Raw genomic sequence first — 15,534 nt, forward strand, 5'->3', positions numbered from 1 at the left:
GGACGACAGGACTCCCCATGGCGGACGGCACCGAAGCACCGGATTCGGGCGGCGGCCCGGACCCGGTGGGTCCCGCCTCCGCCGTACGGCCGTTCCTGCTGACCGCCGGCCGGGTGGCGGACGGCGCCGACGGCCGGTCGATGCCCGTCGAGACCCAGCTGGTGGCCACCGCCGAGGGACTCGACGCGCTCGACCGGCTCGCCTTCGAACAACACGACATCGTGGCCGAGTGCCGGCTGCCGCAGTCCATCGCGGAGATCGCGGCCCGGCTGCGGCTGCACCTGAACGTGGTGCGTGTCCTCGCCGAGGATCTGCGCGACGCGGGGCAGTTGACGGTGCACGTGCCCGACGCCGGTCTCGTTCATGACGCTTCCGTACTGCGCAGGGTCATCGACGGACTGCGCGCCATCCCCGACGCACGAGGTATCCAGTGACACCGACCGAACCGGCCACCGTACGACCGCCGCTGCCGGTGAAGATGGTGGTCTCGGGTGGCTTCGGCGTGGGCAAGACCACGGCCGTGGGCTCGATATCCGAGATAGAGCCGCTCACCACGGAGGCCGCCATCACGGAGGTCGCGGCGGGCGTGGACGATCTCTCGCACACGCCGCGCAAGACGACGACCACCGTGGCCATGGACTTCGGCTGCATCACCATCGACCCCTCCCTGAAGCTGTACCTGTTCGGCACGCCCGGTCAGGAGCGGTTCGGCTTCATGTGGGACGACATCGTCGAGGGCGCGGTCGGCGGGCTCGTCATCGTCGACACCCGCCGCCTCGACGACTGCTACGCCGCCGTCGACTACTTCGAGCACAAGGGCATCCCCTTCGCCGTCGCCGTCAACGCCTTCGACGGCAGGGTCGAGCACACGCTGGAGGAGGTCCGCTGGGCGCTCGACGTCAGCGACGGCATCCCGGTCGTCGTCTTCGACGCCCGCGAGACCGGGTCGGTGCGGGACGCCCTGCTCGTCGTACTGGAACTGGCGCTGGCCCGCGCACAGGCCTGAAGCCCGCCCGCCGTCCTGTCTCACCGTGCGGCCCGTACGGCCCGGTGGTCCCCCTCAGGTGCGCCTGCGCACCCCCGGCGACGTCGCCAGCCGTCCCAGCAGCCAGAAGACCGCGAGGGTCACCAGGGCCATCAGGGCGACCAGGGTGGCGCCGCCCACGACCTTCTCGTAGTCGCGCTGGTAGAGGCCGTCGATGATGTAGCGGCCGAGACCGCCGAAGCTGACGTACGCGGCGATGGTGGCCGTCGAGACGATCTGGATGGCGGCCGAGCGCAGGCCGCTGAGGATCAGCGGGAGGGCGACGGGCAGTTCGACCCGGAACAGGATGCCGGTCTCGGCCATGCCCATGCCGCGGGCGGCGTCCACCGGTGCCGGGTCGACCGAGCGCATGGCCTCGTTGGTGGTGACCAGGATGGGCGGGACGGCCAGCACGACCAAGGGGATCATCACGGGGGCCATGCCGAGGCCCAGCAGGATGAACATCAGCACCATCAGGCCGAAGCTGGGCAGCGCCCGCGCCGAGGTGGCGATGAGGGCGAGCGTGTTGCCGCCGCGCCCCGTGTGGCCGGTGAGCAGGCCGACGGGCAGTGCGACGGCGGCGGCGATGCCGAGCGCCATCAGCGTGTACTCGACGTGCTCGCCGACACGCGACGGTATGCCGTCGTAGCCCTGCCAGTGGGCGCTGTCGCTGAAGAAGGCAGTGATGTGACTGAGGACGTTCACCGGGCGCCCTCCTTCGCGACGCGGGTACGCGAGGAGGTGCGGGTGCCGCGCGGCATCCAGGGCGTGAGCAGGGTGCGCACGCCGATCAGCAGGGCGTCCACGAGGATCGCGAGGACGGCCGTACCCACCACCGAGAGCCACACCAGGCGCGGCTGACCGTACCTCATGCCGGCGTCGAGCATGTTGCCGAGGGCGCCCTCGTTGCCGATCAGCATGCCGACGCTGACGAGGGAGATGCTCGACACGGAGGCCACCCGCAGCCCGGCGAGGATCGCGGGCGCCGCGATCGGCAACTGCACCTGGACGTAGCGCCGTACCGGTCCGAAGCCCATGGCGGTGGCGGCGGCCAGCGTCTCCTGCGGCACCGAGCGCACGCCGTCCACGATGGCCGGGACCAGCACCACCAGGCTGTAGACGGCCAGCGGGATCATCACCGTGAGCTCGCTGAGGCCGGTGTAGTCGATGAGCACGACGAAGAAGGCGAGCGACGGGATGGCGTACAGGACGGTCGTCACCCACAGCACCGGCGGGTACAGCCAGCGGAAGCGGACGCACAACTGGGCCACCGGCAGGGCCACGACCAGCCCGGCGAGCACCGGGAGCAGGCCCTCGCGCAGGTGCAGCGCGACCAGGCCGAGGTAGCTGTGCTCCAGGTAGCTCGGCATGTCGAAGAACTCGGTCACGGAGCGACCTTCCGGACGTCGTCGTCCGTACGTCGCCGCTCGGCGTGCGCCCCGCGGACGGCCTCGCCGATGCTCTGCTGGGAGACGACGCCGGTGACCCGGCCCTCGTCGTCCACGGCGACGGCCCATCCGGTGGGCGAGAGTACGGCGCAGTCCAGGGCGGCCCGCAGCGAGTCGGTGCCGGCGACGAACGGGCGTCCGTACGGCAGCAGTCGGTCCGTCCGGATCCCGCCCGTGCCCAGGTCGTGCGGCTCGCTCCAGCCGAGGGGCCTGCCGTCCGGGTCGGTGACGAGGAGACAGGGGGCGTCGTCCGTGCCGGCGGCGGCGATCTGCTCGGCGGTGGCGTCGACGGCCACGATCGGCGCGGTCAGCAGCTCCAGGCCCGTCGAGGGGAAGAAGGACAGCCGTCGGATGCCGCGGTCGGCGCCGAGGAAGTCCTCCACGAAGGCGTCGGCGGGGTGGGACAGCAGTTCGGCGGGCGGGGCGAACTGGGCGAGCCGGCCGCCGGTGCGCATCACCGCGACCATCGTGCCGAGCTTGACGGCCTCGTCGATGTCGTGCGTGACGAAGACGATGGTCTTTCCCAGCTCCGCCTGGATACGCAGAAGTTCATCCTGGAGGCCCTTGCGCACCACGGGGTCGACAGCCGAGAACGGCTCGTCCATCAGCAGCACCGGAGGGTCCGCCGCCAGCGCCCGAGCCACGCCGACACGCTGCTGCTGGCCCCCGGACAGCTGGTACGGATACCGCTTGGCGAGCGCCCCGTCGAGGCCCACCCGTTCCATCAGCTCGCGCGCCCTCGCCCGGGACTTCTCCTTGCCCCAGCCGAGCAGGCGGGGCACGGTGGCGATGTTGTCCAGGATCGTGCGGTGCTGGAAGAGGCCGGCGTTCTGGATGACGTAACCCATGGACCGGCGCAGGGTGTTGACGGGTTGCTGCCGGCTGTCCACGCCGTCGATGAGGATGGTGCCCTCGCTGGGTTCGACCATCCGGTTGATCATGCGCAGCGTGGTGGTCTTGCCACAGCCCGAGGGCCCCACGAGAACGGTGATCGAGCGGTCGGGTATCTCCAGCGAGAGCCGGTCGACCGCCACCGTGCCGTCCGGGTACCGCTTGGTGACTGACTCTATCCGTATCAAAACGCCGAACACCCTTCGCGGCTGACAGACATGGCGCGCTTCCGGTCGGCCGAGCGGGCCGTCCGGCCGAGTCTAGACCGCCGCTGTTCGAGCGCCTCGTCAGGCGTCGGTCACGCCGCCCGCACCTGCGCCCCCGCCACCGGAAACCCCTCGGTGCGCAGCACCCGCCGCTCGGCGTCCACCGCGAAGACCTCGCAGCCCGCCCGTGCGGCGGCCCACTCGACGCCTTCCGTGCCCATCGCGAAGGCGGCGGTGGCCGTCGTGTCCGCGAGCGTCAGGGACGGGGCCACGACGGTCAGGGAGAGCAGGCCGGTCGCCGGGCGGCCGGTGCGGCCGTCGAGGATGTGGTCGCCGCGCTCGTAGCGGGCGGACGTCGCGATCGCCTGGTCGGTCAGTTCGGCCACCGTGCAGACCTTGTCGGCCTGCTCGGGGTGGCGTACCCCCACCCGCCAGGGGCCGCCGGAAGCGACCACGTCTCCCCCGGCGTTGAGGACGAAGCGCCGCACGCCCGCCGCCTTCAGCAGTTCGGCGGCCTGCTGCACGGACCAGCCCTTGACCACCGCGCACGGATCCAGCCCGCGCCCGGGCAGCCGTACGTCGAAGGCACCGCCCGTGGCGATCCGGTACTCCTCGCACAGGTCGAGGACTTCACGCAGGTCCGCGCTGATGTCACCGGGTGACAGCTCGCCCCGGTCCAGTCGGCACACCTCGCTGTCCGCCCTGAACGGGCTGAACCGGGCGTCGACTTCACGCAGCCACGCGAACACCGCGTCCGCCCTCGCCGCCCCGATGTGCTCGTCGTCGACCCGCAACGACACCGGGAACCCCATCACGTGCTCCACGCGGTGCACGTCAGGCGCCCTTCGCGTCGATGGCGGCCTGGAGGGACTCCTTGTAGCCCTCGCTCGTGATCGTCGCCCCCGACACCGAGTCGACGTCCGCGCTCTGCGCCTCCAGGGTCCCCGCGATCAACTTCGGCACCGCGGCCGTCGTCTGCGGATGGTTCGGCTGCTGCAGCATCCTCACCGACGCGATCCTGGATCCCTCGAAGGTCACCTCGACCTGCACGGGGCCCTTGTCCGTCTGCACCGTCGGGCCCTTGACGACCGTGCCGCCCGGGGCGGGGGCGGAGGCCGGCGAGGACGGTGCGGGGGTGGGGGCCGCGGCCTGCGTCGCGGGGGTGCCGAGGGAGGGCTCGTAGCGCCAGACGGGGATGAGGCCCGCGACGCTCAGGACCAGGACGGGTATCGCTCGCTTCATGGTGTCTTCCTCGTCCTCTCAGCCGGCCAGGCTGAAGCGCTCGAAGTGAACCTGCTGCTTGGGCACTCCCAGCTCGCGCAGGCCGCCGATGACGGCGTTCATCATGGGCGGCGGTCCGCACAGGAAGACGTCCCGGTCGGTGATGTCCGGCACCAGCCGCGCCAGTTCGGCCGGGCCCAGCTTGTCGGGGACCGACGGTCCGGTCACCAGGTGCAGCTCGGCGCCCTTGGCGTGGGCGAGTTCCGTCAGCTCGCCGTAGAGGACGGCGTCCCGCTCGGTCGCCACCCGGTAGATCACGACGGCGTGGCCGTGCAGTTCCTCCAGCAGCGCCCGGATCGGGGTGACGCCGACGCCGCCGGCGATGAGGACGGCCTCCGGCCGGGTGCGGTGCAGTGCGGTGAAGGCGCCGTACGGGCCCTCGGCGAAGACGCGGGTGCCGACCTCCACGTGCCGCAGAGCCGCGGAGCCGTCGCCGGCCGCCTTGGCGGTGAGCCGGAGCTGGGTGCCGTCGGGCGCGGCCGACAGGGAGAAGGGGTTGGCCTGCCACCAGCGGTCCTTCGTCAGGAACCGCCACAGGAAGAACTGGCCGGCCCGCGCCGGGAGCTTGTCCAGGTCGCGGCCGGTGATGTAGATCGAGACCACGTTGTCGGACTCGGGGACGACCGCCGACACGCGCAGCCGGTGGCGTTGGTTGCGCCGGAACGGGAGGACCAGGCGGCCCACGAACACCGCGCCGAGCGCCACCCCCCAGACCCCGTACCAGTAAGCCGTGGCGGCGGAGGACGAGGTGAAGGACGTTCCGACCGCGACCTGGTGCGTGAAGGCCAGGACCACCGCGACGTAGGTGTACAGGTGGATGAAGTGCCATGTCTCGTACGCCAGCCGGCGCCGCGCGAACCGGGCGGAGACGACCCCGATGACGAGGATGATCCCCAGTGCGACGACTGCGCGCAGTACGCCCTCGATCGTCTCGGCGAGGTCGATCAGCTGGTTCACCGGGTCCAGCGAAGAGGATCGGGCGTAGCCGAAGGTGATGAACACGGCGTGCGCGAGCAGGGCCCACAGGACGCTGAACCCGGTCCAGCGGTGCCAGGAGGTCAGCCGGTCCATGCCGATCCGGCGGTCCAGCCAGGGCAGCCGGGCCACCAGCAGCAGTTGGAACGCCATGAGCAGGGCGCCGAACAGGCCGGCCAGCCGGCCGAGCACGATGAGCGCGTTCGAGGCGAAGCCGGCGGCGAAGAAGAAGTAGAGCACCACGGCCACGTTCGCGGCGAGCACGGCGTACAGGCCCGTGCGGGCGACCACCCTGGGGCGTACAGCCCTGGGCGGCGCTGGGGGCGATGGGACGGTCGTCGTCACGGGCGGCAGCTCCTTGATCTCGTCTGGGACACCGAGCTTGTCCGGCGGAGGCTGTCGAAAAGCTGTCGTACTTCTTTCAAGTGGTTATCGATGTGGTCGCGGCGCCCCTCCCCGCTGCCGGGGAGGGGTGCCGGGTGCCGCAGTATGAACGGGTGGAGAAAGTACGCCTTCTGGTGGTGGACGACGACCCGCCCATCGCCGACCTCGTCGCGACGGTCGCCCGCTACGAGGGCTGGGAGGCGGTCACCGCGAACTCCGGCGAGGAGGCGCTGCGGCTGGCCGCCGAGTTCCGTCCGGACATCGTGGTGCTGGACCTGATGCTGCCCGACGTGGACGGCTTCGGCGTCCTGGACCGGCTGCGCCGTGCCGGGACCATGGTGCCGGTGGTCTTCCTGACCGCGCGCGACGGAGTGGCCGACCGGGTGGCCGGGCTGACCCGGGGCGGTGACGACTACCTGGTCAAGCCGTTCGCGGTGGAGGAGCTGATGGCGCGGCTGCGCACGGTGCTGCGCCGCGCCGCCGGCCCCGGTTTCCAGCGCTCCGTGCTGCGGGTGGGCGACCTGACGATGGACGAGGACACCCGCGAGGTCCGCCGCGGCGACAGGCTGCTGACGCTCACGCCGACCGAGTACGAGGTGCTGCGCTATCTGATGCGCAAGTCGCCGACGGTGCTGACCAAGGCGCAGATCCTGGACCATGTGTGGGAGTACGGCTTCGGCGGGCGTTCGAACGTGGTCGAGCTGGTCGTCAGCCGGTTGCGCCGCAAGCTCGACGAGCCCGACGAGCCCGGCGACGGCAGGGCACCGCTGATCCACACCGTGCGCGGCTTCGGGTACGTGATCCGGCAGGCGGCCGAGTGAGAGGGCGGCTGCGGCGGACGTACGGCAGGCTGCGGCTGGGCACCAGGCTCGCGCTGGGTCTCGGCGCGCTGTCGCTGGTGGTGTTCGCGGTCGTCGGCACGGCCCTGACCACGTACATGCGGGACTACCTGTCGGCGCAGCTGGACACCCAGCTGGCGCAGGCCCAGATCGCCCAGTCCAAGAGCATCTCGGACTACGGCACGCTCACGGGAAAGAAGTACTACAGCTGGTTCTACGCCGTGTACGACGTGGCGGACGGCACGCCCGTGCTGCGCAGGCCCGAGGACGCCGCCGACCTGCCGAAGGACGTCGACGACTTCACCGAGCTGGCCAGGGCGCAGACCACAGCGCACAAGGAACTGGTGACCACCGAGCGTCTCGGGGACGCGGGCCTGTACCGGCTGCGCGCCTGCGAGGTGGAGCCCGGCGTGATCCTCGTCAGCGCGGCGCCCATGGACGAGATCTCCGACACCATGCGGCAGCTCGTCACGATCCAGGTCGTGACCTTCGGGCTCGCGCTGCTGGCGCTCGTGGTGTTCGGCCGGGCGATGCTGCGGCGCGGCCTGAAGCCGCTGAGCGAGATGGCGCACACGGCCCGCGACATCACCTCGCACGACCTGACGGACTCGGGGCGGCTGCCGGTGCGGCACGACGCGCGCGGCGGCGGGCCCGAGGTGGAGGAGCTGCGCACCGCGTTCAACACCATGCTGGAGCACATCGACGACTCCCTCGCGGTGCGCGCGGAGGCCGAGCAGCGGCTGCGCCGGTTCGTGGCGGACGCCTCGCACGAGCTGCGTACGCCGTTGATGTCGGTACGCGGTTATGCGGATCTGTTCCAGTACGCGGCCGCCAACGCGCCTCAGGAGCGCGACCGGCATCTGGCCCGGCTGCGCGCCGAGGCCGCCCGGATGGGCTTCCTCCTCGACGACCTGCTGCTGCTCGCCCGTCTGGACGCGGCCGAGGTCGAGACGCCGCTGCGCCTGCGGGAGGCGGACCTGGTGGAGCTCGCCGAGCAGGCCGTGGACGCGTTCCGCGCCACCCACGCCGACCACCCCCTGACGGTGGCCCCCGGCCCCTCCTCCCTGAGGCTGCGCCTGGACCCGCAGCGCGTGCGGCAGGTCCTGGACAACCTGCTGACCAACGCGGCGATGCACACTCCGGCCGGGACACCGGTGTCGCTGGCGGTGTCGGTGGCGAACGGCACGGCACAGGTCCGGATCGCGGACGCCGGTCCCGGCATCCCGCCCGCCGACCGGGAACGGGTCTTCGACCGCTTCTACCGGGTCGACAAGGCCCGCAGCCGTGACCGCGGCGGCAGCGGCCTGGGCCTGGCTGTCGCCCGGTCCCTCATCGAGGCTCACGGGGGCCTGATCGAGGTGACCAGTGAGCCGGGGGCGACGGTGTTCACGGTGACGATTCCGCTGGCCTTGGTGGACAGGACACGGAGAGAGGCTAAGGTTAGGCTTACCTAAGTTGAGAGGTCGTCATGTCTGCTGTCACCTGCCCTGAGCCGACGCCCGCCGAGCGCGCCCGCTCGGTGCTCGCGGCGGCCGGCTCGCTGACCGTCACCACGCACGGCCACCGGGTCGAGCTGATCGGCCTGCACACCGTCGACGCCGCCGCACGGCTGCTTCTGCAGAACCCGCCGGACGCGCACCTCGCCGCAGAACTCGCCGTGGCGCCCCGGGGCGCCCTGACCGCCCTCGTGGAACTCACCGACGTGGCCCCGGTCGCCGTACGGGAACGGGTGCGCGCCCGGGTGACGCTGGGAGGCCGGCTCACCGCGCTCGGCCCGAAGGCGCTGGTGTTCGCCCCGGCCCGGGCCGTGCTCACCGACCACGACGGGACGACCCTCCTCGACCTCGACGAACTGACCCAGGCCGCCCCCGACCCCCTGGCCACCCACGAGGCGGAGATGCTGGCCCGGCTGGACGCGGCCCACGCCCACACCGTGGCACCGCTGGCCCGTCTGCTCCCGGCCCGGCAGCGGCTCGGCACGAGGGACGTACGGCCATTGCGGCTCGACCGGTACGGACTGGTGCTCCGCGCGCAGACGCCGGACTCCCACGCCGACACCCGCCTGCCGTTCGGCACCCCGGCCTCGCACCCCGGAGAGGCGGTGCGCCAGATCCACGCGCTGCTCGCCGAGGCCACCGCCCGGCCCGTCACCAACGTCCCCGAACAGCACCCCTAGGTCGTGTCATGCCGGCGGCGCGGGCCCCGGCACGCGCATCTGCCGCGTTGCCGTACCTGATCCGAGCGGCAATGACCTGGGGCGGGTCCCTGCGCGGCGGGTCGCGACCTGCGCCCGGCGACCCCGCGGACCACGCCCGACGGCGGGATACTGACGGCATGCGCTCACTGCGCGGCATGTCCTGCCTCGCCGCCGGGCTCATGCTGGTGGCGGCCGTCGGCTGCACGGGGGGCGACGGCGGCCGGGACGCCGCGCGCACCGGCACCCCGGCGGCCTCGGCCCGGACCGCGACCGAACCCCCCGCCTCGACGCCCCCCTCCCCCTCTCCCGCCGATCCGGTCTCGATCCCGGCCCTGATCCAGCGCGAGCACCGTGGCAGCGACCTCCGCCTCGGCGCCGTACGCCTGCGCACCGCGGCATACACCCAGTACGCCGTCACCTACGAGTCCAACGGCCTGACCATCTCGGGGATCATGAACGTCCCCCGAGGCGACGGCCCGTTCCCGGCACTGGTCCTGGCACACGGCTACATCGACCCGGACGTCTACACCACCGGCCAGGGCATGCCCCGGGAACAGGACCTGCTCGCCCGCAACGGCTACGTGGTCCTGCACACCGACTACCGCAACCACGCGGGATCCGACGACGATCCGGACAACGACGTCAACCTGCGACTGGGCTACACCGAGGACGTCATTGCGGCCGCACACGCGCTGCGCTCCGCCGCCCGCCCGCACGTGGACGACGAGCGGATCGGCCTGATGGGACGGTCCATGGGCGGCGGGGTCGTCTACAACACGCTGGTCGTCGCGCCCGGACTGTTCGACGCCGCCGTCGTCTTCGCGCCGGTCAGCTCGCGCCCCGAGGAGAACATCGACCGGTTCCAGCGGCCCGAGGACGATCCGATCGTCGCCGAGATCGAGGCCGCGCACGGCACGCCCGAGCAGAATCCGGAGTTCTGGCGGCAGGTCTCACCGGTCACCTACGCCGACCGGGTCACCGAGCCGTTGCAGATCCACCACGGCACCGCCGACACGAGCTGCCCCCTGGCCTGGTCGAAGCGGACCGCCGCCGCGTTCGAGGCGGCCGGCAAGGACGTGGAGCTGCGGACGTACCCGGGCGAGGGGCACACCTTCGGACCGCGGTGGCCGGATTCCATGGAGGTCACCATGGCCTTCTTCGAGCGCCACCTGCGCTGAGCCCGCGAGTGTGACGTACGCCGCACAGCAGGTCCTCAACTTTTTGCGTGCCGCGGTGATTGTTTCCGGTGTTCCGTACGTACCTCCTGGGGACCAAGTCGTTCACGTCAGGAGGCACGATGCCCGTCTCGCGCCGCATGGTAGGCACCGTCTTCGTGGGAGGCGCCCTCGTCCTCACCCTCTCCGCTCTCGCCTACCCCGCCATGCTCGGCGTGGAGAACACGTCCACCACGCAGGACCGTGTCATCGCCAACACCCAGTACGGGCCGCTGACCGAGGCCGACCGGGACTTCGTCGTCAAGGTCCGCGCGGCCGGTCTGTGGGAGCACCCGCTCGGCCTGATGGCGATGGAGCGGGGCACGACGCCGGAGATGAAGGAAGCGGGCCAGCACCTGGTCGTCGGACACGCCCGGCTCGACCTCGCGTGCCGCAAGATCGCGACCGAGCTGAACATCACGCTGCCGAACCAGGCCAGTCCGCAGCAGGAGCAGTTCGTGGCGACCGTGGACTCCAAGACCGGGAAGGAGTTCGACGCCACCGGTGTCGCCATCATGCGGGTGACCCACGGGCAGATCTTCCCGGCCATCGCCAAGATCCGGGCCAACACGCAGAACACCATGGTCCGCCAGCTGGCCGACCTGGCCAACGACACGGTGCTGGACCACATCACGGTCCTGGAGAAGACCGGCCTGGTGAACTTCGACACGAACAACTTCCAGCAGACCACGCCGCCGAAGCTGCCGAAGGAGCAGCTCACACCGCCCGCGCCGCAGCCCGGCGCGCCGGTGCTCACGCTCGCCGTTCCGAAGGGTCTGGAGGACCTGAACACCGCTTCCCCGACGGCGCTGCCGAGCGCGGACGTCAAGTGACGCGAGCCGTGGGCCGCGACTGAGGCGCGGTGCCCTGCCGGCCGGAGGAGGACGCCGGGTCAGCCGGTCTTCCACCCCCAGGGCGTGTCCATCCGCTCCCATTCAGCGCCCCACTGCTCCAACCGCCGTCGTTCCAGGCCCAGGCGCACGACCCAGGTGCACCCCAGCACGACGCCACCGGCGCCGGCCGCGGCCAGGACGCCTCCGGCGATCGAGTGGAGCATCATCTCGTTCTCGGACAGCGGCTCGTTGACGACGGCGCCGTGGCGGTCCGTCCACACATCGACCCTGCTGCCCGCCCGGGTGTGGGGCGACACCCGGGCCTCGTCGGTGCGGGTGTCGCCCTCGGCGTCGGTCCAGCGCACGGTCGCCCAGACGAGGTGGTCGGTGGTGACCCGCGAGGCACCCGGATCCTCCGCGTCCTTCACCAGGACGGCCGACACCTCGCGGCTCTCGGACCGTTGCCGCTCCGCGGAGGCGACCACCGCGTCCGCCGCGAGCAAGCCTCCGCACACGGCCCCGACCAACGCGAACAGCCATCCGCACAGCACGACCCAGCCTTCGATGACATCGCTGCGCCGCCTCAGCGGGCTGCTCCGCCACCGCCACAGCCGCACCCTCGGGCACTCCGACGCAGCCATGCCGACACCCCCTTGAGCACCGACAGCACCACTTCCAGTGTGCGCCAACCTGCCATGGGCCGCGCAGGATCCGGTCACACTCGATGACCCGCCGCCGCACCCGGACGAGGCCGGCGCCGCTCAGGCGGTTCCTCGGCGCCCATCCGAGCGGCAGCCGCGCGGCGTGAACGGTCGCGTCGCCCGCCCGACGGTCCCCTTTCGGCTCGCGGACACCGCGACGTCACGCCGGGCGGGCACGGTGCCGTAGTCCCCCTTCGCCGCTCGGCGATCTCCCCGGGCCGCTGCCCGGAACCTGCCGCGCCGGGCGGCGGCACCGGAACGGTCGACGAGCCTGGGGCAGCCATGACCCATTGAATAGACGCGACGACTAGTCTAGTCTCAGGGTAGACGCAACGGTAAGTCTTGTCTCGATGCCGCGTCCTACGTCTTCACGACCGCTCATGAGAGGCCACAGCAGTGGGGAACCCGACCGTCCGGGCCATGGACCGGACCAGCACACCAGCGGGGGCGAAAGGCGGTGGGCTCGCCGTGTTCAGCGTGGCCTTCGCCTTATGGATCACCATGGCGGGCACCACGGCGCCCACCCCCCTCTACCCGCTCTACGGCGCGGAGTTCGGCTTCACACCCTTCACCGTGACCGTGGTGTTCGCCGTGTACGCGCTCGGCGTCGTCCTCGGCCTCCTGGTCTTCGGCCGGCTCTCGGACCAGGTGGGCCGCCGTCCCGTCCTGATCGCGGCCACACTGCTGTCCGTGTGCGCCGCGGCCGTGTTCCTCATCGCCGAGAACGTCGGCGCCATGCTGGTCGCCCGAGTCATCTCCGGTTTCTCCGCGGCCCTGGTGACGGGTGCCGCCACCGCCTCACTGGCCGAACGACTCGGGCCGGACGCCCGCGTGAAGCCCGCCACGATCGCGCTGTTCGCGAACATGGGGGGCCTGGCGTGCGGCACCCTGCTGGCCGGCATCCTGGCCGACCTCGCCCCGTCCCCGCTGCGCACGCCCTGGGTCGTCATGCTCGCCCTGGCCGCCATCGGCATGCTCGGGGTCATGGTGAACGGGGAGAGCTCCGCACACCGGTCCGGCTTCTCCCTCCAGTTCCAGCCGCTGCACGTGCCGAGCGAGATCCGGTCGGACTTCCTGCGCTCCGCGATGGCGGCCGGTTCGGGCTTCGCGGTGCTCGGCGTACTGACCGCCGTGACCGGCCTGTTCCTGGGCACGGTGCTGCACGAGACCAGCCACGCACTGACCGGCCTCGTGGTCTTCGTCGCCTTCGCCTGCACCGCCTTCGGTCAGCTCCTGGTCCGCACCCTCAAACCGGCCACCGCGCTGCCGGCGTCCTGCCTGGGGCTGATCGTCGCCGCCGCCCTGATCGCCACGTCGATGGCCACCGGCACCCTGGCGCCGCTGCTCGTCGGCGCCGCCGTCAACGGGCTGGCGACCGGCATCGCCGTCGGCCACGGCATCGGCAGCATCACCACCCGCAGCGCCCCCCAGCACCGCGGCGCGTCGGTGTCGACCTTCTTCGCCATCCTGTACTCGATGCTCGCGGTACCCGCGATCGGCGTGGGCGTCCTGATCCGCGAGACCAGCCTGCGCCCCGCCGGGGAGACGTTCAGCGCGGTGGTCGCCGCGCTCTCCCTCGGCGTTCTGCTCAGCCTGGTGCGAACCGGCAGGAAGACCGCCTGAGTCCGGCCCGCCGCACACCGGTGGACCCCTGGACCCGTGTGCCAGAATCTCCCCACACGCACGACTCGAAAGGTTGACGGAACCATCAGCGCCACGCGGAAGCCACGACCGGCCTGTGAACAGACCGCGGTCATCAGCCGAACCGGCCCACGCCGCAGTGAGAGCGTCCGGCTCGCGGTGCTGCACGCCGCCGACGACCTCCTCGTCGAGCGGGGGTTCACCGGCCTGACCATCGAGGGCATCGCCCAGCGCGCCGGCGTGGCCAAGCAGACGATCTACCGCTGGTGGAAGTCGAAGGTCGACATCCTCCTGGACACCCTCATCGACGACGCCCGCGAGGCCCTCGACTGGCGGACGGACGACGCCGCGAGCACCGAGGAGAACCTCGCGTCCCACCTGCGGCGCGTGGCCGACTTCTTCGACGAGCCGGCGGGTCAGGTGCTGCAGGCGCTGCTCGGCCAGGCCCAACTCGACAGCGAGACGGCCGCCTCGCTGCGTGAGGGCTTCCTGAAGGAGCAACGCGAACGCGACGTGGCCGGCCTGCGCGCACTCCTGGGGCGCGACGACATCACCGTGGACGACCGGACCCTCGACCACCTGGTGGACGTTCTGCTCGGCCCGCTGTACTACCGGGTGCTCGTGTTCGGCGCGCCCAGCGACAAGGAACTTCTGGACTCCACGACCCGGCTCGTCGTGGCCCTCGCTCGCGAGTCGTCGTCGACATCGTCCTGACAGACCGTTGTGCGAGTGGCCCCCGGCGCTGCGCCGGGGGCCACTCGCACACAACGCTCAGTGCAGGCTGATACAACCGTTCCTGATTCCCTCGATGACGGCCTCGGTACGCGAGGCGGCGCCGAGCTTGATGAAGATCGAGTGCAGATGGACCTTGACGGTGCGCTCGGAAATTCCCAGCACCCTCCCCACCATCCGGTTGGAGTATCCCTCCTTGATGCCGTCAAGGACCTGGCACTCGCGCGGCGTGAGCACCGAAGCGGACCTCGGCACTAACCCATCGATCCCCGGACGGGATACGCGAGACATGTGTTCCCCCTGTCATGCAATGGTCATCTATCCCCAAGGCAACGATTGCGCGTCGCGAAACAATTATATGGCCGGGATTCAATCACGCCATTAAACGTGGCTTACCTCACACGTGAAGTTGCGGCTTGAATTTCTTAGCCTCGAAGTAATTCCCATCAGTGAAAGTGTAGGTTGCACGCAACGCACTGGATTAATAACCGCGCGGTCAATAGAGTGAAGCTCGGAGGTGAGCGATGCTCATTCACCGCGCACGGCGAAACAATCACTCGTTTTATCTCGCGGGGTGCCTCGTCTTCTCCGGGGGCGCCTATCCCTTCATCCACTCGCAGCTGGGCACCGATCCCCTCGACGTGTTCGCGCTCGGCCTGCTGGAACACATACCCGTCACCGTGGGCCTCTCCCAGGCGACGGTGGCCGCGCTCTGCCTGGCCGTCGTGGCGGCCTGGACCCGGACCGGACCCCTGCCCTCCCCTCTGTTCACCTTCTTTCTTCTGCGGCAGCGTCATCGACCTGCTCCGCTGGTCGGACCCGGCCCACCGGCTGCCGATCCCCCGCCCCCGCGACCCTCGCATGCGCGGTGCTCCTCTGCGCGTACGGCTCGGCCCTCATCATCATGAGCGGCTTCGGAATCCGGGCCATCGATCTGCTCGCCCGCACCATGACCAGCAGATGGCGTTGGCCGTTCTGGGCCGCCAAAGGACTCATCGAGATCTCTCTCATGACCCTCGGATTTCTTATGGGAGCCCCCTGAAAATCGGCACGAACTGCTTTCTGATGGGTGTCGATCTACTCATCCAGCCCTTTATGAAAGTCCATTCGAAGACGTTCAGGATTCCCAGCGGCGCACTTCCCGAGAACTCTGATAAGCCCGCCCGCC

At 70.8% G+C, this 15,534-nt stretch carries 17 protein-coding genes; 9 read left to right on the forward strand and 8 right to left on the reverse strand.

Features of this window, described 5'->3' with window-relative positions; all coding sequences use genetic code 11:
• Positions 1-17 precede the first annotated feature (17 nt).
• Both ACWCPI_RS00740 and ACWCPI_RS00745 read left to right on the forward strand, forming a co-directional pair.
• Positions 18-434, forward strand: a complete 417-nt coding sequence (locus ACWCPI_RS00740; protein WP_451036033.1) for a DUF742 domain-containing protein — start codon at positions 18-20, stop codon at positions 432-434.
• The gene (locus ACWCPI_RS00745) at positions 431-1,006 is read left to right on the forward strand and encodes a GTP-binding protein (protein ID WP_451036034.1); all 576 of its coding nucleotides are present in this window, start codon (positions 431-433) and stop codon (positions 1,004-1,006) included. Before ACWCPI_RS00740 ends, ACWCPI_RS00745 begins: the two co-directional genes overlap by 4 nt.
• A 54-nt stretch (positions 1,007-1,060) precedes the next feature.
• On the opposite strand, the gene ACWCPI_RS00750 is transcribed toward ACWCPI_RS00745, so the two are convergent.
• From ACWCPI_RS00750 to ACWCPI_RS00775, 6 genes are all read right to left on the reverse strand, one after another.
• Positions 1,061-1,729, reverse strand: a complete 669-nt coding sequence (locus ACWCPI_RS00750; RefSeq protein ID WP_451036035.1) for an ABC transporter permease — start codon at positions 1,727-1,729, stop codon at positions 1,061-1,063.
• Positions 1,726-2,412 carry an ABC transporter permease gene (locus ACWCPI_RS00755; RefSeq protein WP_451036036.1) on the reverse strand — a complete coding sequence of 229 codons (687 nt, stop codon included), beginning with the start codon at positions 2,410-2,412 and terminating at the stop codon, positions 1,726-1,728. Before ACWCPI_RS00755 ends, ACWCPI_RS00750 begins: the two co-directional genes overlap by 4 nt.
• Positions 2,409-3,551 (reverse strand): ABC transporter ATP-binding protein, encoded by a 1,143-nt coding sequence (locus ACWCPI_RS00760; RefSeq protein ID WP_451036037.1) that lies wholly within the window; start codon positions 3,549-3,551, stop codon positions 2,409-2,411. The genes ACWCPI_RS00755 and ACWCPI_RS00760 overlap by 4 nt, the downstream gene beginning before the upstream one ends.
• A gap of 110 nt (positions 3,552-3,661) precedes the next feature.
• The gene (locus ACWCPI_RS00765) at positions 3,662-4,402 is read right to left on the reverse strand and encodes an FAD:protein FMN transferase (RefSeq protein ID WP_451036038.1); all 741 of its coding nucleotides are present in this window, start codon (positions 4,400-4,402) and stop codon (positions 3,662-3,664) included.
• A gap of 1 nt (position 4,403) precedes the next feature.
• A complete protein-coding gene (locus ACWCPI_RS00770; protein ID WP_451036039.1) occupies positions 4,404-4,811 on the reverse strand; it encodes an FMN-binding protein in 408 nt (135 codons plus the stop codon).
• A gap of 18 nt (positions 4,812-4,829) precedes the next feature.
• Positions 4,830-6,116, reverse strand: coding sequence for a ferredoxin reductase family protein (locus ACWCPI_RS00775; RefSeq protein ID WP_451036345.1), 1,287 nt, complete (start codon positions 6,114-6,116; stop codon positions 4,830-4,832).
• Positions 6,117-6,322: 206 nt separating this feature from the next.
• On the opposite strand from ACWCPI_RS00775, the gene ACWCPI_RS00780 reads away from it, so the two are divergent.
• The 5 genes from ACWCPI_RS00780 to ACWCPI_RS00800 all read left to right on the forward strand — a co-directional run bounded on the left by ACWCPI_RS00780 (position 6,323) and on the right by ACWCPI_RS00800 (position 11,292).
• Positions 6,323-7,030, forward strand: coding sequence for a response regulator transcription factor (locus ACWCPI_RS00780; protein WP_451036040.1), 708 nt, complete (start codon positions 6,323-6,325; stop codon positions 7,028-7,030).
• The gene (locus ACWCPI_RS00785; RefSeq protein WP_451036041.1) at positions 7,027-8,502 is read left to right on the forward strand and encodes a sensor histidine kinase; all 1,476 of its coding nucleotides are present in this window, start codon (positions 7,027-7,029) and stop codon (positions 8,500-8,502) included. Before ACWCPI_RS00780 ends, ACWCPI_RS00785 begins: the two co-directional genes overlap by 4 nt.
• Positions 8,503-8,516: 14 nt before the next feature.
• The gene (locus ACWCPI_RS00790; protein WP_451036042.1) at positions 8,517-9,224 is read left to right on the forward strand and encodes a DUF2470 domain-containing protein; all 708 of its coding nucleotides are present in this window, start codon (positions 8,517-8,519) and stop codon (positions 9,222-9,224) included.
• 158 nt (positions 9,225-9,382) lie between these two features.
• Complete coding sequence (locus ACWCPI_RS00795) at positions 9,383-10,423, forward strand: alpha/beta hydrolase family protein (protein ID WP_451036043.1); 1,041 nt, start codon at positions 9,383-9,385, stop codon at positions 10,421-10,423.
• Between the two features lie 119 nt (positions 10,424-10,542).
• On the forward strand, positions 10,543-11,292 hold the full coding sequence (locus ACWCPI_RS00800) for a DUF4142 domain-containing protein (protein ID WP_451036044.1): 750 nt from the start codon (positions 10,543-10,545) through the stop codon (positions 11,290-11,292).
• Positions 11,293-11,351: 59 nt separating this feature from the next.
• Here ACWCPI_RS00800 and ACWCPI_RS00805 read toward each other — a convergent pair whose 3' ends face one another.
• A complete protein-coding gene (locus ACWCPI_RS00805; protein WP_451036045.1) occupies positions 11,352-11,933 on the reverse strand; it encodes an Rv1733c family protein in 582 nt (193 codons plus the stop codon).
• Positions 11,934-12,413: 480 nt separating this feature from the next.
• Here ACWCPI_RS00805 and ACWCPI_RS00810 point away from each other — a divergent pair, with 480 nt between their 5' ends.
• Both ACWCPI_RS00810 and ACWCPI_RS00815 read left to right on the forward strand, forming a co-directional pair.
• On the forward strand, positions 12,414-13,616 hold the full coding sequence (locus ACWCPI_RS00810; protein WP_388808864.1) for an MFS transporter: 1,203 nt from the start codon (positions 12,414-12,416) through the stop codon (positions 13,614-13,616).
• A gap of 177 nt (positions 13,617-13,793) precedes the next feature.
• Positions 13,794-14,348: a TetR/AcrR family transcriptional regulator gene (locus ACWCPI_RS00815; protein ID WP_451036046.1), complete on the forward strand. Its 555-nt coding sequence runs from the start codon at positions 13,794-13,796 to the stop codon at positions 14,346-14,348.
• A gap of 57 nt (positions 14,349-14,405) precedes the next feature.
• Here ACWCPI_RS00815 and ACWCPI_RS00820 read toward each other — a convergent pair whose 3' ends face one another.
• Positions 14,406-14,603 (reverse strand): response regulator transcription factor, encoded by a 198-nt coding sequence (locus ACWCPI_RS00820; protein WP_451036047.1) that lies wholly within the window; start codon positions 14,601-14,603, stop codon positions 14,406-14,408.
• Positions 14,604-15,534 lie beyond the last annotated feature (931 nt).

The sequence above is a fragment of the Streptomyces sp. NPDC001920 genome (assembly GCF_053594495.1).